The following is a 22,549-nucleotide window of genomic DNA, read 5'->3' on the forward strand; positions in this document are numbered from 1 at the left end:
CGAGTCTGTGGGCCGCCCGTTCCTTCAGCTCAGTTGTTTGCGCAGCAGCACGAACTCGAGGTCGTCGACCTTCGGCACTCCGAAGCGTTCGTCGCCGTAGGGGAAGGGCTCGACGTCGCCGGTGCGCTCGTACCCGCGGCGCTCGTAGTAGGCGATGAGTTCGTCACGCTTGTTGATCACGCTCATCCGCATCGACGTCGCGCCCCAGCGTTCGGCCACCCACGCCTCGGCGAGGCTGATGAGCGAGGACCCCACGCCCTTCCCCTGCCCCACCGGCGAGACGGCGAGCACCCCGAGGTAGGCCGCTCCGTCTTCGGGTTCGCGCACGTAGATGCTGGCCACGGCGCGGCCCTGCTCACCACGGGCGAGCAGGATCTGTGAGTCCGCCTCGGCGAGCATCTCCTCGGCCATGGGCGCATCGAGCCGCTGCCCGCCGAGGAGGTCCGCCTCGGTGGTCCACCCCTGCTTCGACCCCTCACCGCGGTAGGCCGAGGAGACGAGCTCGACGTAGTCGGCGATGTCAGCGGCGGTGAGTTCGGCGACCTCGAACCCGGCTTCGCGCAGCTTCTGGCGGTGCGCATCGACCACGGTGACCGAGGGATGTGCGGACATAGATGGGACTCCTTCACGACTTTCAGTGCGGCTCACTGACCAGGCTAGTCGTTCCGCTCGCCCCAGAACTATAGTGTCAACTGTCAGGACAGCGACCATCGCGCAGTGCCGCCGGCACGGACATTCGGGAGGAATGACCATGGACATCGACATCTCGGGAGAGACCTTCGCCATCGCCGAGGATGCTGCGGCCAAACGCTTCACCGTCTCCCACGAGGGCAAGGTCATCGGTCTGGCCGACTACATCGACCGTGAGGCCGGTGCCGATGACACCGCCGAAGGCACGGTGCGCATCTTCACCCACACCGAGGTGTCCCCCGAGTGGGGCGGTCGCGGTCTGGCGGCCGAGCTGGTGCGCTACGCGCTGGAGACCAGCGCCGAGGAGGGGCTGAAGTTCCGCACCACGTGCTCCTATGTGCAGAATTTCCTGCACAAGAACGACGAGTTCGGCAAGTTCGTCGCCTGAGGCCCCGACCCGGTCGCGTCACTTCGCGGTGACTGGGGCAGCGTTGCTCAGGCTCGAGGGCGTCAGCGGTTCGCCGCCGGTGCCTTCTCGCGTCTGCGCTGCGGATGTCTCCCGGTCGTGCCCGGAGACGAAGCGCAGGACGACGATCGCCCAAGCGGTGACAGCCACGATGATCACGGCCACGAGCGACCACAGCAGCCCGGGGTCGCTCACGGCCAGCCGCGGGATCTCACGACCGGGAACGACCGCGGCGAAGACGCCGGCGATCAGTGCGCCCAGATAGGAGCCGACCATCATTCCGATGTGTCGTCGGACGTTGCCACGGCGAATGGCGATGACGCCGAGCGTGGTGGAGATGAAGGTCCAGATCGCCAAGGCGTGGAAGATCGTGAAGGAACCGGTGAGTGAGTAGATGAACATTCCGCTGGTGCACACGAAGTACATGAGAATGACCCAGGACCGCCCGATGAAACGGTGTCTGCGGTCCTTGGTGCGGCGGATGATCTGGATGGGTCCCAGCAGGACGACACCCGTGGCGGCAATGGCATGGATGGCGATGAAGAGTGAGGACATGACATTAAGATAGTTTCACTAACCAACTGCGGCAACGTAGATAGCATGAGCCGCTTCCGCTATCTGATCCCGCCCGCAGAGTGAGGCTGCCGATGAGACAGGACTTGGGATGAGATCGACACGACTGGACCAGCGATGAAGCTCGGTGCCCTGGCCGCCGCATCGGGAGTCTCGACCGCGAGCATCAAGTTCTACATCCATGAGGGGCTCCTCCGCCCCGGCCGGAAGAAGAATGCGACCACGGCGGTCTATGACGATGCTCATCTCCACCGACTCGAGCTCATCCGCTGGCTCCGCGACGAGCTGAATACACCGATCTCCGGAATCGCCGAACTCACCCGAGCGATCGGTGACGCGTCGTTGCCGACGATCGAGCTGATGGGGATCTGCCAGGAGTTCGCCCTGCGCGGGAACTCCGGGCTTCCCGCCTCGGCGCTCCGAGCATCGGGGTCACCTCCGTTCACACTGAGATCGGGCACCAGCCCCGCCGCCGCGACACGGTCTCCTTCGGACCGCTTCGATGGGATCGTGACCGAGGCTCTCGACCGGCTGGGCTGGCCGGATCAAGAGTCCGCCGCTCGGACAGCCGTGGCTCGAACCCTCGAGATGGTCGATGCCGCCGGTTACTCCGTCAGCGCCGATTCGGTCGTCGATCAGTGCCGAGCCATCGCCTCAACGGCCGAAGACCACATCCGACCGATCGGCACCGAGCTCAGTCGCGACGAAGTCTGCCTCCGAGTGATCCGCGGCATCACGATGCACAACCGCCAGCTCATCGCCGTCAGTGCACTCACCCACGCTTCACTGTCGATGATCGCCCGCGCTTCGGCTGCGGCCGACGGTGGCTCCGCAGCCGATTGACCCGACGAATCCCCCGCCTGACTGGGGCCGGCAGCGAAATCCCCCAGACGCATCGGCCCGAAGAGCACTAGACTGGAAGCGGCCGCGTTCCGATGCTCCGGCGGGGACGTTCTCACGCCGACCACGCGGTTCTGCACCGACGACACTCAAGGAGGACGCGTCGTGGACATCACCCCTATCATCGACAAACTGGGCACCGGCCTGTTCATCAACGGCCGGTGGCGCGAGGCCGAGAGCGGCAAGACCATCGACGTCCGCAATCCCGCAACCGGCGAGATCATCACCACCGTGGCCGACGGCTCCGCCGCCGATGCCGAAGAGGCCATCACGGTCGCCGGTGACACACAGGCAGACTGGGCGGCCACCTCGCCGCGCGAGCGCTCCGAGATCCTGCGCCGGACCTTCGAACTGCTGCACGACCGCGCCGACGACATCGCCGCGGTGATGACCGCCGAGATGGGCAAGCCGTTCGCCGAGTCCAAGGGCGAGGTCACCTACGGCGCCGAGTTCTTCCGCTGGTTCTCCGAAGAGGCTGTGCGCATCGAGGGTGACTACTCGCAGTCACCGGACGGCAAGAACCGCATGCTCATCTCGCGCGAGCCCGTCGGACCCTGCATTCTCATCACTCCGTGGAACTTCCCGCTGGCCATGGGCGCCCGCAAGATCGGACCCGCCGTCGCCGCCGGCTGCACGATGGTATTCAAGCCTGCGAAGCTGACCCCGCTGACCTCGCTCATGCTCGTCGACGTCCTCGTCGAAGCCGGCCTGCCCGCCGGCGTGCTCAACCTCGTCACCTCCGACTCCGCGCGCCGCGTCGTCACTCCCTGGATGGAGTCCGGCATCGCCCGCAAGGTCACATTCACCGGGTCCACCGAGGTCGGGGTGGGGCTGATCAAGCAGGCCGCCGACAGCGTCATGAAGACCTCGATGGAGCTCGGCGGCAACGCGCCGTTCGTCGTCTTCGCCGACGCCGACGTCGACAAGGCCGTCGAAGGCGCGGTGGTCGCGAAGATGCGCAACGGCGGTGAGGCCTGCACCGCGGCGAACCGCATGTTCGTCCATTCCTCTCTGGCCGAGGAGTTCTCCTCGAGGCTGGCCGAACGCATCGGTGCGATGAAGGTCGGCAACGGCCTCGACGAAGGAACCGAGATGGGTCCGCTCGTCGACCAGGACACCCTCGACAAGGTCGCCGGCCTCGTCGATGAGGCCGTGGCCAAGGGAGCGAAGGTCCTCACCGGAGGGACCAGGATCGACGGCGACGGCTTCTTCTACACCCCGACAGTGATGACCGACATTCCCGATGACGCCGAGATCCGGACGACGGAGATCTTCGGCCCCGTGGCTCCGATCGTCACCTTCGACACCGACGAACAGGGCATCGCCTTGGCCAATGAGACCGAGTTCGGCCTCGTCGGCTACCTGTACAGCGAGAACGTCGAACGCGCCCTCGGACTCGCCGACAAGATGGAAGTCGGAATGGTCGGGCTTAACACCGGCCTGGTCTCGAACCCGGCGGCGCCGTTCGGCGGAGTGAAGATGTCCGGCCTCGGCCGCGAGGGCGGCCGCGTGGGCATCGATGAGTTCCTCGAGGTCAAGTACGTGGCCCTGCCCCGCAGCTGACACGAGATCGGAGTCCGGTCAGCCGCGCAGGTCCACCCACTGCTTGACGCCGGGTCGACGACCGGAATGGGCACCGAGGAGCTCGGAAACTTCGTCGAGAGCGAGTCCCGGCCCGACGATCGCCTCGGTCGGCAGCTTCTCGAGCATCGCGACCGCGGTCGCCATGTCCTCCGGGTGCTCATAGATGAATGAGCCCCGAATGCTCAGCTGCCGCTGGACGATGTCGAAGCTCGACGCGCCGAGGTGGTCCTGATCCTCTCCGACGATCGTGACCTTTGCGAACGGAGCAAGTCGGTCGACGACGGCGGCGAGTCCCTCCGGGACTCCGGCCGCATCGATGACGACCTGAGGTGCCGGGCTGGTGCCGAGGTCGAAAGCCTGCGCCCCGAGTTCGATCGCCACCCGCAGCCGCGCCTCGTCCGGTTCTCGCACCCAGGGGCGATAGCCACGGTCGACGAGGACGAGTGTTGCCAACAGGCCTTGGGCTCCGGCGCCGATGACGAGGACGTCTTCCCCTCCCTGCAGTCCGGTGCGGCGGATCGCCGCGGCCGCCACGGTCAGCGGTTCTGCGCACACGGCGCGCTCCACGGGTATCCCGGCCGGCAGGCGGTGGCAGAATCCGCTGGGATGGTCGACCACCTCGGCGAGGAACCCCGGCTGGGTGAGCACTCCGGCGCTCAGCCGGGACGCACATGCCGAGGTCACGCCTCGGCGGCAGTACTCGCACTGCCCACAGGTGATGTTCGGTTCGAGCGCGACCCTGTCACCGATCATCCACTCCTCGACGCCGGGCCCCACCTCGGTGATCTCACCGACACCTTCGTGGCCGAGCCGCCACGGCAGCTCGGGAGGCGTCCGCGACCCGGAGGCCAGGCTGAGGTCGGTGCCGCAGATTCCCACGGCGAGCATCCGGACCCGCACGTGTCCGGCCGCGGGCCGGCCCTGCGGGCCCGGACGGGTGAGGACCTCGACGCGACCGACCGCGGTGATCTCGGCCGACCGGATCGAGCCGTTCGAGCCGTTCGAGCCGTTCGATGACGTATCCATCGACCCAGGCGACGACGGAGCGGTCGCCTGCGTCGGTGCCGTCGGTGCCGGAGTCATCGCGGCAGGCATCGCTTGGGCGTGCGGCCCAGAGGTCGGCATGGCGGTGGCGAAAGAGGAGTGGCGAGCCATCAGGCTGACACGACCTGTGCGGTGTCGACGGTGGAGCGTTCGGCGCGGCGGCCGATCTGCCACTTGCGCACAAGGTGCATGGCGATCGAGATCGAGATGAGGCAGCCGCCGCCGAGGTAGGCCGCCACGAGGTACCAGGTTCCGTTGCCGAGTCCGACGAGGAACGTCGCGATGAACGGGGTGAAGCCGCCGGCGATGGCGCTGGCGAGCTGGTAGCCGACGCCGGCTCCGCTGTAGCGGAATTCGGGGCTGAACATCTCGGCGAACAGCGGCTGCTGGACACTGACGACGGCGTCGTGGGCGATGTTGATGAGCAGCACCGCGAAGATGACGATGCCGACGATGTTGCCGGCTTCGAGGAAGAGGAAGAACGGCACGGCGCTGGCCAGGCCGATGACGCCGCCGGTGAGATAGACGCGCAGTCGTCCGTAGCGGTCGGAGAGATAGGCGAAGGCGGGGATAGTGACGATGCCGAGGCCGCCGACGATGAGGGTGATGTTGAGCATGATCTGCCGGTCCAGGCCGAGCTGCTCGGTCGAGTACGACAGGGCGAACGTCGTGACGATGTACATGGTCAGCAGCTCGATGAAGCGCAGGCCGACGATCTGGAAGATCTGTGCGGGGTAGCGCTTGAAGGCTTCGAGGATCGGCAGCTTCGCGGTCTTGTCGGTCTTCGCATTCTTCACACGCTCGACGTACTCTTCGGATTCCTCGACGCCGGCGCGGATCCACAGCCCGACGAGGACGAGGACGGCGCTGAAGAAGAATGGGATGCGCCAGCCCCACGCGAGGAAGGCCTCGGCATAGAAGTTGCTGCTGAGCAGAGCCACAAGACCCGTGGCCAGCAGCAGTCCGAAGGAGTAGCCGATCTGGACTCCGCTGGAGAAGAGGGCCCGCAGCTTCGACGGTGCGCTCTCGACGGCCATGAGGGCGGCACCGCCCCACTCGCCGCCGACGGCGATGCCCTGAATGCAACGCAGCAGCACCAGCAGGGCGGGCGCGAGCCAGCCGACGGACTGGTAGGTCGGCAGGAATCCGATGAGGGCGGTGGCCACGCCCATGATCGTCATCGTCCACACGAGCATGGACTTCCGGCCGAGGCGGTCACCGAAGTGGCCGAAGATGATGCCGCCGAGGGGGCGGAAGATGAATCCGACACCGAAGGTCGCGAACGCCGCCAGCGTTCCGGCATGGGAGCTGTAGTCGGGGAAGAAGAGCTCCCCGAAGACCAGGGCGGCGACGATTCCGTAGAGGAGGAAGTCGTACCATTCGACGACGGCGCCGATGAACGAGCCCGCCGCGGCCCGCCTGGCCCGTTTGAGTTCCGCGGTGGCTCCCGCGTGAGTGCTGTCCGCTGCTGACATGGCATTCCCCTTCGAATGATGACCTCGCGGTTCCTCCGCGATGAGGGCGTGTTCGTGCTTGTCGCAGATCACAGTACCATGACGTGCGCTCTACGTACAGTTGTACGCATAGCGCACAATGAGGAGCGGTTCGGCTCTTCCCGATACCCTGGGACGGTGAAGTCAGAGAAGAATTCAGGAGGCCAGCCGTCCACCGGCGACCACTACGTGAAGTCTGCCGAAAAGACTCTGTCCGTGCTGCTGGCGTTCACTGCCGACAATCCGTGCCTGACGGTCACGCAGGTCGCCGAGGCGACTCACATGACGCGGGCCGCAGCCCGCAGGTTTCTCCTCACTCTCGTCGATCTCGGGTACCTCAGCACCGACGGCGCCCAGTTCTCGCTCACCCCGCGCGTCCTCGACATCGGTGCGGGCTTCCTTGCCGGGCTCGACCTGCCGAAGGTCGCGCAGCCGCATCTCAACCGGCTCGCCAACGACCTCGACGAATCCGCGACACTGAGCATCCTCGACGAGGACGATATCGTCTACATCGCGCGCGCCACCGCCCCGAGGCTGCACACCGTCACCGTCAACCTCGGCAACCGTCTGCCCGCGTGGGCGACCTCGATGGGCCGGATCCTCGTCTCCGAACTGCCGCCGGCCGATCGGCAGGCTTTCCTCGCCCGCACGGAGATCTCAACGTTCACCGACCGGACCGTGTCCTCCCGGGAGCAGCTCGGCAAGGAACTCGAGCGCATCCGAGAACAGGGATGGTGCCTTGTGTCCCAGGAGCTCGATGAGGGACTGCGGGGACTGGCCGTGCCCGTCCGCCGCGGGGACACCACTCTGGCCGCACTCAACGTCTCGCTGCACACCTCCCACCTGCACGGGCTCTCGATCGAAGACGACGTCGTCCCGCGTCTGCAGACAGTCGCCGCGTCGATCGCCGAGGACTTCGGCGGCCGGTCGCAATGACGGGTATCGGCCGCATCGACCGTGCATCGATGTCCATGGGCCGTGCCCTGCCTCGCCCCATCGGAGACTTCCCGTGATCCTTCCCGAAGTCCGTGATCCGCGGATGATCACCCTGCGCCGAGGCGGCTCGCTGACCGATGATCACCACCGGCTCCTCGCCCTGTGGGCCGCCGACTGTGCCGACCACGTCCTCCCCGTCTTCGAGGAAACTCTCCCGGACGACGTACGCCCTCGTGAGGCCATCGCTGCCGCCCGCGCCTGGGCGGCCGGGGAGATGCCGATGATGGAGGCTCGCGCCCTCGGCGGTCACGCCATGGGTGCGGCTCGACCGCTGCGGGGACCTGCTCGATTCGCCGCGTATGCGGCGGGACAGGCCGCGTGTGTCGGCCACGTCGCCGAGCACGATCTCGGCGCGGCGGCCTACGCGATCAAAGCTGCCCGTGGACCATCCGGGAAGGACCTCGCGGCCGGTCGTGCCGAACGCGATCGGCAGCGCGACAGGCTGCCGTCCGAAGTCCGTGAACTCGTGCTGGAGGATCAGGCTCGGCGTGATCCGATCTGCTGGTTCGTCTTCAGCACCTGATCGCTGGCAGCCCAGTCCACGACAGTGGTACGACGAAGCCCCGCACGGATGGTGCGGGGCTTCGTCATCTGCGTTCAGAGATCGGTGTGGACCTCGATTCAGCTGCTTCGGGGCATCAGGCGCGTCGCCGGGCGAGGACGTCGTTGACGGCGCCGAGGTCGGCGGCCTTCGGCGTCCGGATCGCCTTGCGGCCGTGGCCGAGCGGCCCCTCCTCGCGGGCTGAGTCGCTGAGCTCCGGACGGTAGCCGAGCTCCTCGGCGAACTGGGCCGCGATGTCCTCACGGCTGCGGGCTTCGGTTTCATACGAGCTGGCGTCCGCCGCCGCTGCCGAAGGCACCGGGTGCTCGGCCTCGGGAGCGTCGACGTAGCTGGGCACCGGCAGCGGAGTCGGCGACCAGCCGTCACGTGACTTCAGTCGCTGCATGAACGGGTCATCGACCTTCGGTGCTGCCGCGTTGAGCGCAGCGTGCACATCCACATCGGCGTCCTCCCGATCGGCTGTGCCTGCGACCGTGTCGGTCTCGCCGGCAAGGTCGGCTCCGAGCGAGACGGGAGCATCCGCGGATTCGGCCGGGGTCTTCTCTACGGACTGTGTCGAGGTCGCATCAGCGTCGTTCTCACGCTCAGCCGGGGATTCCTTCGCCGCCGTCGTCTTCTCAACCGGCTGCTTCGAAGCCGGCGTCTCAGCAGCGCCCGAAGTCGACGCACCATCGGAGTCGGCGGTCGCCTCGGCGGAGGCGGCGTCACTGTCAGCGGCGGCGTTCTCCTTCACGACCGGAATCGGTCCGGTGAGGAGGACCTGCCGGGTGGTGTGGCCCTCGGCGGCTTCCTTGCGGATGCGCACGAGTGGGATCTCGCCGGTGTCGGCCTCTTCGCGGGACTTCTTCGCCTCAACGGAGCGGTTCATCGCGGCGCGTGCCTGCGCGGCCTTCGCCGCCGCGCTCGTGCCCTGTGCCGCCGCGGCGATCCGGGCAGCGGTTCCGCTCGAGGTCGATACAGATGCTGTGCGGCGCTGCTCCTTGACCGGAACAGTCTGTGACTTCGCACCCGGTCGAGCCGTTGTCCGCGACTCAGTCGCAGGCTGAGCGCTCGTCTTCGGTCGAGCCGCAGCAGTCGGCTGGGCCGCAGCCGTCGACTGCGCTGCCGGTTCCGGCTGGAGAGCACGCTCGGGCCTGGCGGCACGCTCTGGCCTGGGGGCACGCTCCGGCTCAGTGGCCCTCTCCGGCTTGGCAGCCGACTGTGACCGCGCGGTCTCCTGCAGGCGCCGCAGCTTCTTCTTCGCTTCCCGCTTGCGCAGGTTGAGCGTGCGCACGAGGAACAGAGTCACGACCGCGAGACCGAGGAAGACCCCTGGCAGGGCGATGTGCACGACCGAGAAGGCCGCGAGCACACTCGACACGAGAATGCCGAGAACCGAGGCGAGGAAGACCAGGGAGAAGCCCCTGACCATGGTGTTCAGCGACTTCAGGGACTCCCGCAGGGTCGTGGCTTGCTCAGTCATCGCATGTTCCTCATCGGTTCCGATGGTCGGATTGGAAAATTGTGGGTCGTGTCCGTTCGTGCTGGTCGCCCTCTCGCCGAGGTGGTCGCCGCGTCCCGTCCGGGACTGCCCCTCGCGTGGTCCGCCACCTCGCCGGTCAGGACCGGCACCGGTCGGACCTGTCCGGTTCGCCGACACATTGCGACCGGCGTCGGTCGCCCAAGGTGGATTCCCCTGGGGTGGAGTCGCCTGGGGCGGGCGGTCCTGACTGTCCGAGTGCCCGGCTGAGCGGCTGCTGCCATTGAAGACGGCATGGACCGCGGGGTGGAGCATCCGCACATTGTCGGCGCCAGTGCCCGCTCCGAATCCTGCGTCAGTGCCGGCACCTACCCTGGAACCACCGACAGCGCGACCGGCTATCGCATAGTCACTGGATAGGGAGGAGCTGCTTTCACCGACCGCGATGGGCAGGACGTTGAGCTGGGTGTGCTCGGCGGCCTCGGTGACGGTATGCGCTTCGGCGTGACCGTCGATGACTGCGAACTCGGGAAGAGAGGCCGAGAGACTCAGTTTCGGGGCCTCGTCTCTGGGTGAGATGTCCGGCGTCGGAACCGACGGCACTTTCCGGGGTCTGTCGTGGAAGACCTGGATGCGCTCCGAATGGTCGTGCCCGGGGATCGCGGTCTCGGCGGAGACGACGGCGGCATTGTCCGGAACCGTGTCGATTTCGACGCGCGAGAGATCCGTCGCGGACTTCCGAATCATTGCGGGCACAGCAACGGCGAAGACCACGACGATGGCGATGACGACGATGATGCTGGTGTCCACAATGCCACCCTAAGTTGCGGGCATCTGCGAAGACGTGAAGGCGTGAGGTGTGTCGGTCAAACAGGGGCGAAGTTCACCGAATTCCCAGGTGGCGGCTGGACCTTCCCGAGCGGCACTCGTTCACGCCGATCACCCGCTGGTGCCGTGCCGGTATGCGGCAAGCAGTCCTTGCGGGACCTCTTCGGAAAGCAGGGCGAACGAGCGGTGGTCGCACCACTGTCCGTCGATATGCATGTACTTCTCGCGCAGCCCTTCGTCGCGCAGGCCGAGCTTGGCAACCACGCGCAGGCTCGCAGTGTTCTCCGGGCGGATGTTGATCTCGATGCGGTGGAGACCGAGGGCGAAGAAACAGTGGTCGGCGGCCATGGCCACGGCGATCGGGGTGATTCCGCGCCCGGCTACGCGCGAGTCGATCCAGTACCCGATCTGCCCGGACAGGATCGAGCCCCAGCTCAGTCCCGACACGGTGATCTGGCCGCGGAAGCTCCCGTCGACTTCGATGGCGAACGGCACGGTCTGTCCCCGCTTGGCCTGCTTATCCTGCATCCGCACCATCGTGCGGAACCCCGGCAGCTCCTGGCCGGGCGCGGGCAGAGTCGCATCCCACGGACGCAGCCAGTCGCGGTTGAATCGACGGACTTCTCGCCAGGCCTCTTCGTCACGGCGGCGCAGCGGTCGCAGCACGATATCGGACTGTCGATCAGTCAGGATGACAGGCCACACGCGGCTGCCCTCGCTCTCGGGTTCGATGTCGGTCTGCCCAGACGGGCCGCACCAGAGAAGTCAGCTCAGTCCAGCGTCGGCACGAAGTCGCGCAGCCACGCCTTGAGATCGTCGCCGAGGTCGTCACGGTCGCAGGCGATCTGCACAACCGCTTTGAGGTAGTCGAGCTTGTCACCCGTGTCGTAGCGCGCACCCTTGAACACGACACCGTAGACGCCGTGGCCGTCGTCGTCGCCGGCGAGTTCCTGAAGGGCGTCGGTGAGCTGGATTTCGTTGCCGCGTCCGGGCTTCGTGGTCTCGAGGACGTCGAAGATCTCCGGCGCCAGCACGTAGCGGCCGATGATGGCGAGGTTCGAGGGAGCATCCTCGGTGGCGGGCTTCTCGACGAGGTCGGTGACCTTGACGACCTCATCATCGGAGGTGGTCTCGACGGCTGCGCAGCCGTAGAGGTGGATCGCCTCCGGCGGGACCTCCATGAGTGCGACGACGCTGCCGCCGGTCTTCTCTGCGACCTCGATCATCTTCGGCAGGATCGGGCTGCGCTCGTCGATGAGGTCATCGCCGAGAAGCACCGCGAACGGTTCATTGCCCACATGCTGGCGCCCCTTGAGCACGGCGTGACCGAGACCTTTGGGATCTCCCTGGCGCACATAGTGGATATCAGCGAGTTCCGAGGGATGGCGCACAGCGGCGAGCTTCTTGTCGTCGCCCTTCTGCGCCAGCGCCGCCTCGAGCCCGTCGACCCGGTCGAAGTGATCCTCCAGCGGCCGCTTGTTCCGGCCGGTGATCATGAGAACGTCCTGCAGACCGGCGTCGACGGCTTCCTCGATGACGTACTGGATCGCCGGCTTGTCGACGACGGGCAGCATCTCTTTGGGGGTGGCTTTCGTGGCGGGGAGGAACCGAGTTCCGAGACCGGCGACGGGGATCACGGCCTTGCGAACGGTGCGCTGCGCTTCATCACTCATGAAGTCATCTTAACTAATCCGCCGACCCCGGTTAGTCTGAAATGCGTGGAACCAGAAACTTCGAAGGCGCAGCTGAGGTCCCGCATCCGCGCCGCTCGCGCCGACCGCTCCCTCGCCGAGGCGGCTCCCGCCTCATCGTCGTCCGTGGCGACGACATCGCCGCAGGTCACCCCGGCCGACGCGACCCCGACTTCAACCTCACCTGCGGACGCCGTGGCCGCTGCCGCGTGGAATGTCATCCGGGAAGTGCCGGTCCGCTCCCTCCTTGCTTATGCGGCTCTGCCCGGAGAGCCGGACCTCGACCCGGCGCTCGACCGGTTTCTCGCAGTAGGCGGCACCGTCTATCTGCCGGTCGTCACGAAGGTCGGCGAGCCCTTGATGTTCGGCAAGGTCACCGGTCCGATGGCCGGCCTGAAGCCGTGGGGCAGATGGGGAATCCGCGAACCGGCCCGGGATGGCACGCTGCTCACCGCCGCGCAGCTGCTCTCCCCCACGGTCGGTCTCGACCTCATCTTCGTCCCCGCCCTGGGCTTCGGTGCCGATGGCGCCCGGTTGGGCAACGGCGGTGGATTCTATGACAGGACCTTCGGCCCTCACGGAGCGTCGCCTCTTGATTCGGCGTCTCTCGGTTCGGGGCCTCTTGGTTCGGGGCCTCTTGGTTCGGGGCTTCTTGGTTCGGGGCCTCGCGTCCTCGGAGTGTGCTTCGCCGAGGAGCTCGATCTGACGGGCCTCGTCGCGGAGGACTGGGACCTGCGCATTCCAGCGGCCGTCACCGAAGACGGAACTCACATCTTCACTGCCTGATCGTCGGGAATCAGCACCCACTCGCGCGTGTTGATATGTGGATAACCTTGTGCATATCCCGGACCGGTGCTCCAGGGAGGTTCCGACGTGCACTATAATCTTGTCGTCGAAGAAAGGTCTCGAATGCCCGTCTACTCCTACGCCTGCAAGAGCTGTGGTCACGCCTTTGATATTCATCAGGACTTCAGCGATGACTCGCTCACCGTCTGCCCGGAATGCCAGGGCCGCCTGAAGAAGGTCTTCGGCGCTGTGGGCATCAGCTTCAAGGGATCCGGCTTCTACGCCACCGACTCCCGCTCGGCCAATTCGAGCACCGTCAGCTCGTCGAGTTCCGACTCCTCGTCGAAGGAGTCCTCGAGCTCGTCGTCGACGGAGTCCTCCGGCTCCTCCTCGTCGACCTCTTCATCGAACAGCTCCTCGGCAGCGAGCACCCCAGCCGCGAGCTGACCCCAGCACCGAGCTGGCCGACTCAGGCCGCAAGCTGACCCGCCCCGGCAGCCATCCGACCGGCTCCAGCCACAAGCTGACCTCCGCATCACTCAAACGCCGATCGTCTGTGGACGGCACGAACTGTCCACAGGTGACTTCCGCGTCCTTGCCGCTCACCAAATGCCGTCGCAGGCTCGGTGCATGGGCATCTTCCACCGCATCCGCACCTCGTCTTCGGGCTGGGCACGGCCGTCTCGCATCCGACCTCAGCGCCTTCTCGCCGCCGTCTGCCTTGCATGTGCCTGTGCTCTGGCCGTTTGGATGCTCACCCCGACCAGCACGGGTACGGCGATCGTCGTCGCGAAATCGGACCTGGCTCCTGGAACAGAACTCCGAGCTCAGCACCTCGCCCTCACTCAGTTTCCTACCGACTTGGTCCCCGACAAGGCATTCACCTCCGTTGAAGAGGTGAAGGGTCGGGCCACCTCGGCGGGGTTGTCGAAGGGATCACCGCTGACCTCGTCGGTCGTGCTCGATCAGCAGGCTCTGCCGAAGGGCAGCCGTGCCCTGCTCATGCCGATCCGTCTGGCCGATGACGCCTCGGCGGCGTTGCTCCAACCGGGGCAGAAGATCCGTCTCTTCTCGTCACTTCCCGACGGCGGATCGGAAGTCGTCGTCGAAAAGGTGACGATCGCCCGCCTTGTCGACAAACCCGAAGGAATTGCCGCAGAGTCAGGCCAACTTGTATCCGTGATCCTCTCCGTCGAGGATGCCGGGCGCGTCGCCGAGTTCGCCGGGCTTCCGATCAGCTTTGCCATTCTTCCTCGCTGATCCGCATGCTCGGCTGGCTATCAGCCCCGTCGCTCCCTGCCATCGGCGGACCATCATCCCTGCTGAGCCGTTGTGTCCGGACGCTTGTGCACCCTCCGAGCCGGCTTTCACCGATGCATTCCGGCGCTCCGGATCTTCAATGCCATGATCAGACTCGCAGAACAATCCTGCTGACAATGTGTTATCCATGTGTACTATTGGAACGTAATTGAGCTATTCATCAACCGCATTTCAGTGAACACACACCGAAAGGGTTTCTCTAATGCTGAAGGGATTCAGAGACTTCATTCTCCAGGGGAATGTCGTCGAACTCGCAACTGCGGTCATCATCGGCGGCGCATTCACCGCCATCGTCACCGCATTCTCTGACAAGATCATCAATCCGCTCATCGCCGCTGTTGGCGGCGCTGAGGGCCCGGCTCTTTCCATTCCGCTCAAGGAAGGCGTGCCGGAGGCCACCCTTGATATCGGTGCGGTCATCACCGCGGCCATCAACTTCCTCATCGTGGCCGCCATCGTCTACTTCATCATCATCGTCCCGATGAACAAGCTCAACGAGCTGCGCAAGCGCGGAGCTCCCGAGGAAGAAGTTCCTCCGACCACCGAGGATCTGCTCGGCGATATCCGCGAGATCCTGCGCAACCAGGTCGCCTCGCCTGCTGGTCCCGCCGAGGGTCCTGCTACCGACGGGCCGGTCGATCCGAACCAGCCTCCGCGGCACTGATCACCAGCCGACTGTGAAGAAGGCCCGCTCTCTCCGGAGGTCGGGCCTTCTTCATGTCTGAAACCTGTCGGGCGCTAGGGCCCGGTCGGGCGGCGACCCAGACCAGTTCGCCGGTTCTGACCAGTTCGAAGGCTCTGTCCAGTTCCGTGGCTATGACCAGTGCGGAGGCTTCTGCGAACGGTAGTAGTCCTCGCTGAAGCCGCCGCCACCGGTGTCGGCTTCGTTGCGCAGAGTGGCGCGGTATCGGCGCTTCGCCGCTTCGATCCGGGCCTTCCGTGACTCATCGGACTCAGCATCGTTCTCGATGTGTCCTGCACCCTCAGGATCAGTGCTGGCCTCGGCACCATCGCCGGTGTGTGCCGCACCCTCAGGATCCCTGCCGACCTCGCCCTCGCTGGGATCGACTCGTTCGCGGTCGCGATCAGCATCCTCGGCGCCGGCGGGCCGATCAGGCATCGTCGTTCTTCGACCCCGACTTCGCCGAGGCGGTCCGATCTGACTCTGTCCCGGCCGAGTTCGTCTCGGCTGACTCCGTTCCAGCCGAGTCTGCGTCGGCCGAACCCGAGTCCTCGGACTCCGCCCCAGCTGCTCCGGCGGCTTCGACGTCGTCCGAGCCCGCTGCACCGGCAGCCGAACCATCACCAGCGCCGGCGTCACGGGCGGGACCGGACTTCGCACCGACCGAAACGGTGTCGGCGGAGGCGTCGGCCGCCTCGGGGACCTGGTCATTGCTGGCGGTCTGGACGAGTCCGGCGGACCGGAGCTCATCGGCACGGATCTTACCGGTGTCGAAGGTCGGCAGGATGTCGTCTTCGACGGGCCCGGTCGAGTTCGAGCGTGGGATGAACACCTCGGAGCCGGTGACCTTCTTCGCCTGTGCGTGGCGTTCACGGTAGCGGTCGACCGCGGCCTGCAGCTGGGAATCGCCCCGGGTCGAGCTGCCCTTCTGCGCCAGCGCGGTGCGCAGCAGATCCTTGATCTCACCGTCACCGCGCACGACCGCATCCGACTGGATCCAGTCGATCATCTCGTCGAGGCCCTCGGCGGAGTACTTGTGCATCGGCAGACCGGGCACGAGCTTCGGTCGGCTGCCGGTGCGGCCGACGACCACCGAGGCGGCACGCGCCGCATTGAGCACGGCCTGCGGGCTCATCGTCTCCACGGTGGAACGCCAGGCTTCGAAGATCTTCTCGGTCTCGGTCTGCGGGTCGACGAACGCATCGGTCGACCACACGCGCATGAACTTCCACCCACGGCGGTTCAACTGCTCGGGAAGCACCCGGTCGCGTTGGCGCAGGCTGCGCATCGAGGCGTACTCGGGACCGTCACCGGCAATGGCGATGATCATTCCGTGCTCGTCCTCGGTCGAGTTCGCCACGGCCAGGTCGATGCCGTTGTAATGCTCGTGAGCGACGACGCCGAGCTGCAGCAGCCGGTCGGCGATGTCGTTGAACAGCGGATCGTAGATCTCGCCGTGCGGTCCGGGCTGATGGACGCCGCCGGTCGCGATCTCCTCGAGCAGGCGCGGCAGCATGACCGCTCCCCCGTTGAGCTTGCTGCGGTCGAAGTCCTCGGCCTCGATGCTCGAGACCAGGGTCAGCCGCTTCCGGGCCCGCGTCATCGTGGCCGCGAGGATGCGTCGACCGTCGGCTCCGGACAGCGGGCCGAAGTCGTGGATGACGCGGCCGTGGACGGTCCGGCCGTAGCCGAGAGTGAAGATCACGGCGTCGCGCGACATGCCCTGGACGCGTTCGGCGTCGGTGACGACGAAGGGCTCCTTCGTCGAATCGTTGAAGAACGCCGCCACATAGGGCAGATCCTTCATCGCCCGCGAGATGGCGGTGGCCACCCGCTGTGCGTGATGCGGGGTGAGCGCGACGACGGCCAGAGATTCCCGCGATCGGTTCCGCGCGTGTTTGAGCACGAGATCGACGACCCGTTTGACCTCGGCGTCGGGGCTCTCGACCCGGCCCGTGCCGATGTCCGTGGGCCCCCGGCCGTCGGCGACATAGGAGAATTCGAGGCCGCTGCCCTCACCCGTGTGCGCGGTCGGCAGCGTCGAGATCGTCGAATCGTAGAAGTGCCGATTGGCCAGGTCGATGAGCCCGACCGGGGACAGCCGGTAGGAATTCGACAGCCGCATCCGCGGCAGGAACTCGCCGAGGCGGTCCTGCACCGACCGCGGATGATTCCCGTCGTCCATGCCGAAGCGATCGACTGCGATCGAGAACGGGCGCGGCCCGAGCAGCCGGGAGTCGCCGAGGGAGATGACCTGGCGGGCGCGGGTGATCCCGGGGACGACGTCGGCGACCGAGAGGCGGCCGGCATCGGCGATGACGACCGCGTCGAACAGCGGCAGTGCGGAGAAGAGTTCGGGCACCGTGTACGGGCTGCCCATCCACACCGGGGCCAGAGTCGTGAGCAGGTCCGGTGCCTGGGTGGAGATCCGCTTGGTCGAGGTGTGCTTCGACAGCAGCTCCTGTTTGATGACTCCGGCGGCGATGGGGTCGGAGTCGATTCCGCGCTTCCATGCCTGCGCATGGTTATAGCGCAGGCGGGAGGCACCGGCGGCGACGAAGGCGCGGTCGTTCTCGCGGAAGCCTTCGGCGACCTGGTGGAGAGCGGCACCGTCGTGGCGGCCGATCGCGGGGTCTTCACCGGCCATGGTCTGCAGCACGGAGGCCCAATAGGCGAGGTCGAACTCGGGGCCGACGAGTGATTCGTCGACCTTGCGACGGCGCAGATCGGCCATGAGGTCGCCGAGGCCTTCGCCGTCGAGTTCCCGCTGCAGGCGGGAGCGTTCGGGCAGTTCGGCGAGGTTCTCCGAGTCGCTGCCCATCGCTTCGGCCCGCGCCTGGAGTTCCTCGATGAGCATCGATCCGAGGTCCCCGCCGTCGGGAGTGGTCTCGAGGATCGGGGAGAGCTTGGCCATATCGGCTTCGACGCTCTGGAGGATCTCGTCGGCTTCGAGGACGCCGCGCGGAATCTGCGGGCGGCCGTCGTGTCCGGCGAGGTCGGAGAGGATGACTCGCTGCGCGCGGACGTCGATGAGGGCGTCGTGGAGGTCAGCCACCTCGGCGCCGGGCCGGAGGAACTCAGCGGCCGACTTCTTCAGTCGACGACGCTGCATCATGCCCATCTCGACACCGACCTCGGCCCGGTATTCGGGTGTGCCGGTGGCGGCGATGAGGTCGTCGAGGCGATGGTCGTAGATATCGGGAGCGAAGCTGTCCAGCGTCTTGCGCACACGCAGAAGCACGCGGATGGCACGGGCCCAGTCATCGACATTGCGACGCGGGTTGAGCTTCGCCTTCTGCAGGACCGGTTCGGTCGCGGCGATGAGGTCGGGGATCATCCGACCGATGCGTTCGGCCACCGTGCGTGCGGCTTCGGCCTCTTCGACGGATTTGAGGTCGGCACCGAACCAGACGGTGTCTTCGACGTCGAGGGTGAAGGCGCCGAGTGACGCGAGTTCGCCGAGCTTGCCGCGCAGCACACTCCGGCGGTCTTCGCTGGCGCCGAGGATGTCGTCGTCGAAGCGCACCGGTGTCTGCGGGGAGTTGTCACCGGAGGTCAGCTCGGCGAGGTGCTGCATGGTCTCGTAGACGGAGACGTCCCACGGCTCGCGCCTGCGGTGCAGGGAGGAGACATGGTCGGCCAGGGTCGCACGCTGCTCGTTGAGCTCGGACAGCAGGTGGGAGAGGTCCGGGCGTTCGGACTTCTCTGCCGAGGCGATGAGACCGACGAGCTGCTTGCGGATGTCTTCCGACCCCGCACGGGTGTCGACGGCGAAATCGGAGAGACCGACCTCGCCGAGGCGGGTGGAGAAATCGTCGAGCGCATCGGAGGTCTGTGCGAGGAAGAGCACGCTCTTGCCGGTGTGGGCCAGAGTGGTGGCCACGGCGACGGCGACCTGGGTCGCGCCGGTTCCGGGTGGGGTGTCGACGACGACGGAGTGGCCGGAGACGGCCGCGTCGACAACTGCCTGCTGGTCACCGTCGACGTCGATGACGAGGAACTCTTCCTGCGGCTTCCGGTCCGGAAGCGGGGTGATCGGTTCCTGGAGCGCGGCGGGGACGACATCGTCGCCGTCAGCCTGGGCAGCGGGTGCGGCATCGGCGTGCGCGTCAGAGTCTGTGTCGGGCTCGGTGGTGGGTTCGCTCTTGTCCGCCGCGGCGGCGTCAACCGCCGGCGCACTCGTCTTGCCTTCAGCCGTGTTGTCGCCCGCCGATTCGCCACCGGCGATCGGCTTCGCCGGATCGAGTGGTTCCTCGGTGATCGGCACGGTCGGCTGACCGAAGTCCTCGTCGTCATCCGCATCGGCGTTCGCTTCCGCGGAAACGGTATCGGCACCGGCTTCGGGATCGTCCGCGGCCTTCGTGTCGGCTGACTTCGCCTCGCCCACAGTCGTCGCGCCCTTGTCATCGGCCGCGGCCTCGGTACCGGTCTCGGCTTCAGGTGCATCTCCGTCGGACTCAGCCGACGTCGATGCGCCGTCGGCATCCGTCCCAGCGCCGGCGCCGGCGACTCTCTTGGCTTCGGCACGGTTCTGCTCGGCTTCGGCCTTCTCGGCCGCGGCGACCTTCTCGTCGGGGAGGACGCCCGGCTGCGGCACATAGGAGGGCCCGCCGAGTTGAGCGCGGACATCTTCGTCGCCGGCCAGCGCGCGCAGAACGGGGTGCTGGGTGGGCAGGTAGTCGGTGGAGAACGGGTTCGCGATGTTCGCGAACGTCGAGATGATCAGGCGGTGGTTGATCCGCAGACCGGGCACGCTCTGGCCCAGATCACGCAGTCGGTCGAGGGCCGGACCCGGGTCGAAGCCGTGCGGTCCCCCGGTCGCGTCGACCCATTCGTCGACGGGCACCTCGAGGTCGTATTCCTCACGCAGGTGTTGGACGAGTGCCGGGTTGATCGTGATCTCGTTGTCGAGCACGATCTCGTAGTCTTCGACGCGGGAACCGCGGGGCACCAGCGCGATGTGGCGCATGACGACGGGCGCGTTGAACTTGAACTTTGCGTCCTTCTCCGTCCACGACGCGAATCCGATCGCCAGGTGAGCGGTGCGGATGCCGCGTTCGTTGTCGAGCTGTTCGGCCTTCGACCGGATGGATTTCGCACGTCGGCGCGCATCGGCGAGGATGTCGTGGTCGCGGATGAGGCTGGAGAGTCGGGTGGCGCGACCGGCCAGCAGCTGTGCCAGGCCGGAGGGATGAGCGCCGGAGAGGTCGATGCTGCCGTCACGGGAGTCCCGGAAATGAAGCATGGTGTCGCGACCGCCCAGATGGGCGGCCTGCTTCTTCCACTCGGCGAAGACATCTCCGAGTTCTTTGAACTGTTCGTCTCTAACGGAATCCGACACAATTCGACCCTAACGAGAAACTGTCCGTAATAGGTGCTGGCACACCGTGGAACAGTGAGGTTTCTTCTACGCTACACTGGGTGATCGTGGTTGGGGACGACCACCTGGCCCCCGTAGCTCAGGGGATAGAGCACCGCTCTCCTAAAGCGGGTGTCGGCAGTTCGAATCTGCCCGGGGGCGCCAGAATCACTTGCTGGTTTCGTCATGAGCCACCATCACCGAGGCGGCCGATCGAATTGATCGGCCGCCTCGGTCGGTTCGTGCTGAGCCTATGGTCTCTAGAGCCCCGGCTCGGCCGGGGTCTCGTGCTGTCTGCGGCGACCGTGATCGCGGGTGACGCGCACGACCATCGTCGGGCACTGCGAGTACGGCAGCACCGACTGCGACGTCGAACCGAGCAGAAGGCCAGCGAACCCGCCGCGTCCGCGCGATCCGATGACGAGCACCTCGGCTGTGTCAGAAGCTCGGACGAGCACCTCAGCGGGCTGACCGTCGAAGAGTGTCCACGTGACGTCGAGATCCGGGAATTCCTCGGCCAGACGCTGTTTGGCGACGACGAGTTTGTCCGCTCCCTCATTGACGAGCCGCTCGAGATCGGCGGTGCTCGGCAGCCATTCGGGTCCGATGACCGTCGTGGTGATCACGGCGACGATGTGCAACGGTGAGCCTCGACGCACGGCCAGTCGGGCGGCCTTCCACAGTGCCGGAGACTCGGCGCCGAGGGAGTCGACGCCGACGACGACCTTCCTGTCGAAGCGCAGGCCTTCGATCGCCTCGGCATTGGGATCATGGGTTTCGACCTCGATGCCGTCCTGCCGGATCGGTCGCGACGAGGTCGGGTGCGCGGGGCGTTCGGCCTGGTTTTCCCAGCATGCGGGGACGACGACCGTCGGACAGGCCGAGTGCGCCGGCAGGGCGCTCGAGACCGTGCCGAGGAGACGACCGGCGAACCCGCCGCGGCCACGGGAGCCGACGACGGTGAGGCAGCCAGATTTCGATTCGTCGATGAGCACACCGGCGGCGTCACCGATCTCGATGACGGCCTCGACGGGAACGCCGGCGGCCTTGACCTCGGCGGCTGCCTCCTTAAGAGTGTTCGTCACGGCCGCACGGATCGAACTGTCGTCGATGGGCACATAGGACACGTCGATTGCGGCCGCGGCCACGCTCGGGATCGTGTAGGCACCGACGAGGCGGATCGGACGGTCCAGGGAACGCGCTTCTTGGATCGCCCAGGCCAGGGCGTTGCGGCTCGGCGGCGAACCGTCGATTCCGACGATGACGGCCTCGGGCTCACCGGCCGGGGCCGGGTCGGCGTTCTGGGGGCGATCCTGCTCACTCATCGCAAGCTCCTTGGGTCGAAGCGAACTTCTGTTTCGTCCACCCTAAATCACATTGACGATGAGAACTTCACCTATGTCACATCGTTATCCGAATTGCACCAGCATTTGGACAACACCGTCCCTTATCTGGGACGATGCCGCGTTTTCAGGCGGCGCTGGAGTATTCGAGGAAAGGCCGCCACTTCTCGACGGGTTTGTCGATCCCGCGCATCCACAGCTGCCCCAGGCGGGGCTCCTGGGGGAGGGAGCTGAGCTTCCATCCGATCTCGCCGAGGGTGCGGTTGCCTTTGCGGTTGTTGCATTCGCGGCAGCAGGCGACGAGGTTCTCCCATGTGTTCGCTCCCCCGCGGGAACGTGGGACGACATGGTCGACGGTGTACGCCGGCTTGGAGCAGTAGGCGCACCGGTGGCCGTCACGGCGGAGGACTCCGCGGCGGGAGAGCGAGACGCGACGGTTGCTCGGGGGGCGCACATAGCGGGTGAGCAGGATGACGGAGGGCTGATCGAGACTCATGTGCTCGGATCTCACCGGAATGTCCTCTGCGGCCAGCACTGTCGCCTTCCCGGTCAGCACGAGCACCACGGCGCGTGTGAACGGAACGATCGACAGCGGTTCGTAACCGGCGTTCAGCACGAGAGTCTTCATATCTCGCCCCTCATCTTCTTCTCTTCTGGGCCGAAACCGGCTGCCCCGGCCCCAGGGAACACAAAAGGCGCCGTGCTCATGGGCACGACGCCTGGAAAAGAGGGCACGGAGACAGATATGTACTCCGCGCCAGAGACTGGAGCGGCTATTCGAATTATTCGACTATGCCCCATCTGCTTTCCTTCGAATCAGCGGTCGGCACCGT

The 22,549-nt window shown here is 66.4% G+C and carries 20 protein-coding genes, 1 tRNA gene and 2 pseudogenes; 10 read left to right on the top strand and 13 right to left on the bottom strand.

The window, feature by feature from the left end:
- Positions 1-24: 24 nt before the first annotated feature.
- Positions 25-612: a GNAT family N-acetyltransferase gene (locus FHG09_RS10675; protein WP_152347618.1), complete on the bottom strand. Its 588-nt coding sequence runs from the start codon at positions 610-612 to the stop codon at positions 25-27.
- 139 nt (positions 613-751) lie between these two features.
- On the opposite strand from FHG09_RS10675, the gene FHG09_RS10680 reads away from it, so the two are divergent.
- Complete coding sequence (locus tag FHG09_RS10680; protein ID WP_152347619.1) at positions 752-1,078, top strand: GNAT family N-acetyltransferase; 327 nt, start codon at positions 752-754, stop codon at positions 1,076-1,078.
- An 18-nt stretch (positions 1,079-1,096) separates the two neighbouring features.
- Here the strand turns inward: FHG09_RS10680 and FHG09_RS10685 are convergent, their stop codons facing one another.
- Positions 1,097-1,651: a DUF2306 domain-containing protein gene (locus tag FHG09_RS10685; RefSeq protein ID WP_152347620.1), complete on the bottom strand. Its 555-nt coding sequence runs from the start codon at positions 1,649-1,651 to the stop codon at positions 1,097-1,099.
- 135 nt (positions 1,652-1,786) lie between these two features.
- On the opposite strand from FHG09_RS10685, the gene FHG09_RS10690 reads away from it, so the two are divergent.
- Together FHG09_RS10690 and FHG09_RS10695 are read left to right on the top strand one after the other, a co-directional pair.
- On the top strand, positions 1,787-2,512 hold the full coding sequence (locus FHG09_RS10690) for a MerR family transcriptional regulator (protein ID WP_152347621.1): 726 nt from the start codon (positions 1,787-1,789) through the stop codon (positions 2,510-2,512).
- A 162-nt stretch (positions 2,513-2,674) separates the two neighbouring features.
- Complete coding sequence (locus tag FHG09_RS10695) at positions 2,675-4,132, top strand: NAD-dependent succinate-semialdehyde dehydrogenase (RefSeq protein WP_152347622.1); 1,458 nt, start codon at positions 2,675-2,677, stop codon at positions 4,130-4,132.
- 18 nt (positions 4,133-4,150) lie between these two features.
- On the opposite strand, the gene FHG09_RS10700 is transcribed toward FHG09_RS10695, so the two are convergent.
- Positions 4,151-5,179 (bottom strand): zinc-dependent alcohol dehydrogenase, encoded by a 1,029-nt coding sequence (locus FHG09_RS10700; protein WP_193627358.1) that lies wholly within the window; start codon positions 5,177-5,179, stop codon positions 4,151-4,153.
- Between the two features lie 128 nt (positions 5,180-5,307).
- The gene (gene shiA / locus FHG09_RS10705; protein ID WP_152347624.1) at positions 5,308-6,672 is read right to left on the bottom strand and encodes a shikimate transporter; all 1,365 of its coding nucleotides are present in this window, start codon (positions 6,670-6,672) and stop codon (positions 5,308-5,310) included.
- Between the two features lie 156 nt (positions 6,673-6,828).
- On the opposite strand from shiA, the gene FHG09_RS10710 reads away from it, so the two are divergent.
- A complete protein-coding gene (locus tag FHG09_RS10710; protein WP_227492698.1) occupies positions 6,829-7,626 on the top strand; it encodes an IclR family transcriptional regulator C-terminal domain-containing protein in 798 nt (265 codons plus the stop codon).
- Between the two features lie 73 nt (positions 7,627-7,699).
- The gene (locus FHG09_RS10715) at positions 7,700-8,209 is read left to right on the top strand and encodes a putative immunity protein (RefSeq protein ID WP_152347626.1); all 510 of its coding nucleotides are present in this window, start codon (positions 7,700-7,702) and stop codon (positions 8,207-8,209) included.
- Between the two features lie 115 nt (positions 8,210-8,324).
- Here the strand turns inward: FHG09_RS10715 and FHG09_RS10720 are convergent, their stop codons facing one another.
- The 3 genes from FHG09_RS10720 to galU all read right to left on the bottom strand — a co-directional run bounded on the left by FHG09_RS10720 (position 8,325) and on the right by galU (position 12,208).
- Positions 8,325-10,517 (bottom strand): hypothetical protein, encoded by a 2,193-nt coding sequence (locus FHG09_RS10720; RefSeq protein WP_152347627.1) that lies wholly within the window; start codon positions 10,515-10,517, stop codon positions 8,325-8,327.
- Positions 10,518-10,646: 129 nt separating this feature from the next.
- A complete protein-coding gene (locus tag FHG09_RS10725) occupies positions 10,647-11,240 on the bottom strand; it encodes a GNAT family N-acetyltransferase (RefSeq protein WP_152347628.1) in 594 nt (197 codons plus the stop codon).
- 65 nt (positions 11,241-11,305) lie between these two features.
- Positions 11,306-12,208, bottom strand: coding sequence for a UTP--glucose-1-phosphate uridylyltransferase GalU (gene galU / locus FHG09_RS10730; protein ID WP_152347629.1), 903 nt, complete (start codon positions 12,206-12,208; stop codon positions 11,306-11,308).
- A 45-nt stretch (positions 12,209-12,253) separates the two neighbouring features.
- On the opposite strand from galU, the gene FHG09_RS10735 reads away from it, so the two are divergent.
- Positions 12,254-13,012, top strand: coding sequence for a 5-formyltetrahydrofolate cyclo-ligase (locus FHG09_RS10735; RefSeq protein ID WP_227492699.1), 759 nt, complete (start codon positions 12,254-12,256; stop codon positions 13,010-13,012).
- A 123-nt stretch (positions 13,013-13,135) separates the two neighbouring features.
- Positions 13,136-13,276, top strand: a pseudogene (locus FHG09_RS20265) (FmdB family zinc ribbon protein); the annotation flags it as partial.
- A 14-nt stretch (positions 13,277-13,290) separates the two neighbouring features.
- Here the strand turns inward: FHG09_RS20265 and FHG09_RS20270 are convergent.
- Both FHG09_RS20270 and FHG09_RS20380 read right to left on the bottom strand, forming a co-directional pair.
- Complete coding sequence (locus tag FHG09_RS20270; protein ID WP_319803258.1) at positions 13,291-13,443, bottom strand: hypothetical protein; 153 nt, start codon at positions 13,441-13,443, stop codon at positions 13,291-13,293.
- Positions 13,444-13,481: 38 nt separating this feature from the next.
- Positions 13,482-13,541 (bottom strand): annotated as a pseudogene (locus tag FHG09_RS20380) (hypothetical protein); the annotation flags it as partial.
- Positions 13,542-13,762: 221 nt separating this feature from the next.
- Between FHG09_RS20380 and FHG09_RS10750 the strand changes: the two are divergent.
- Both FHG09_RS10750 and mscL read left to right on the top strand, forming a co-directional pair.
- Complete coding sequence (locus FHG09_RS10750; RefSeq protein WP_227492700.1) at positions 13,763-14,272, top strand: SAF domain-containing protein; 510 nt, start codon at positions 13,763-13,765, stop codon at positions 14,270-14,272.
- Between the two features lie 262 nt (positions 14,273-14,534).
- Complete coding sequence (gene mscL, locus FHG09_RS10755) at positions 14,535-14,996, top strand: large conductance mechanosensitive channel protein MscL (RefSeq protein ID WP_152347632.1); 462 nt, start codon at positions 14,535-14,537, stop codon at positions 14,994-14,996.
- 150 nt (positions 14,997-15,146) lie between these two features.
- On the opposite strand, the gene FHG09_RS10760 is transcribed toward mscL, so the two are convergent.
- Together FHG09_RS10760 and FHG09_RS10765 are read right to left on the bottom strand one after the other, a co-directional pair.
- Positions 15,147-15,452, bottom strand: a complete 306-nt coding sequence (locus FHG09_RS10760; RefSeq protein ID WP_152347633.1) for a hypothetical protein — start codon at positions 15,450-15,452, stop codon at positions 15,147-15,149.
- Positions 15,445-20,355 carry a DUF4011 domain-containing protein gene (locus FHG09_RS10765; protein WP_227492701.1) on the bottom strand — a complete coding sequence of 1,637 codons (4,911 nt, stop codon included), beginning with the start codon at positions 20,353-20,355 and terminating at the stop codon, positions 15,445-15,447. The genes FHG09_RS10760 and FHG09_RS10765 overlap by 8 nt, the downstream gene beginning before the upstream one ends.
- A gap of 107 nt (positions 20,356-20,462) precedes the next feature.
- On the opposite strand from FHG09_RS10765, the gene FHG09_RS10770 reads away from it, so the two are divergent.
- Positions 20,463-20,538, top strand: a tRNA-Arg gene (locus FHG09_RS10770).
- A 95-nt stretch (positions 20,539-20,633) separates the two neighbouring features.
- Here the strand turns inward: FHG09_RS10770 and FHG09_RS10775 are convergent.
- Both FHG09_RS10775 and FHG09_RS10780 read right to left on the bottom strand, forming a co-directional pair.
- Positions 20,634-21,698, bottom strand: coding sequence for a universal stress protein (locus FHG09_RS10775; protein ID WP_152347634.1), 1,065 nt, complete (start codon positions 21,696-21,698; stop codon positions 20,634-20,636).
- Between the two features lie 145 nt (positions 21,699-21,843).
- Positions 21,844-22,344, bottom strand: a complete 501-nt coding sequence (locus FHG09_RS10780) for an HNH endonuclease (protein WP_152347635.1) — start codon at positions 22,342-22,344, stop codon at positions 21,844-21,846.
- Between the last annotated feature and the right edge of the window lie 205 nt (positions 22,345-22,549).

It is taken from the genome of Brevibacterium sp. CFH 10365 (assembly GCF_009299785.1).
In the GTDB taxonomy this organism is placed as follows: domain Bacteria; phylum Actinomycetota; class Actinomycetes; order Actinomycetales; family Brevibacteriaceae; genus Brevibacterium; species Brevibacterium limosum.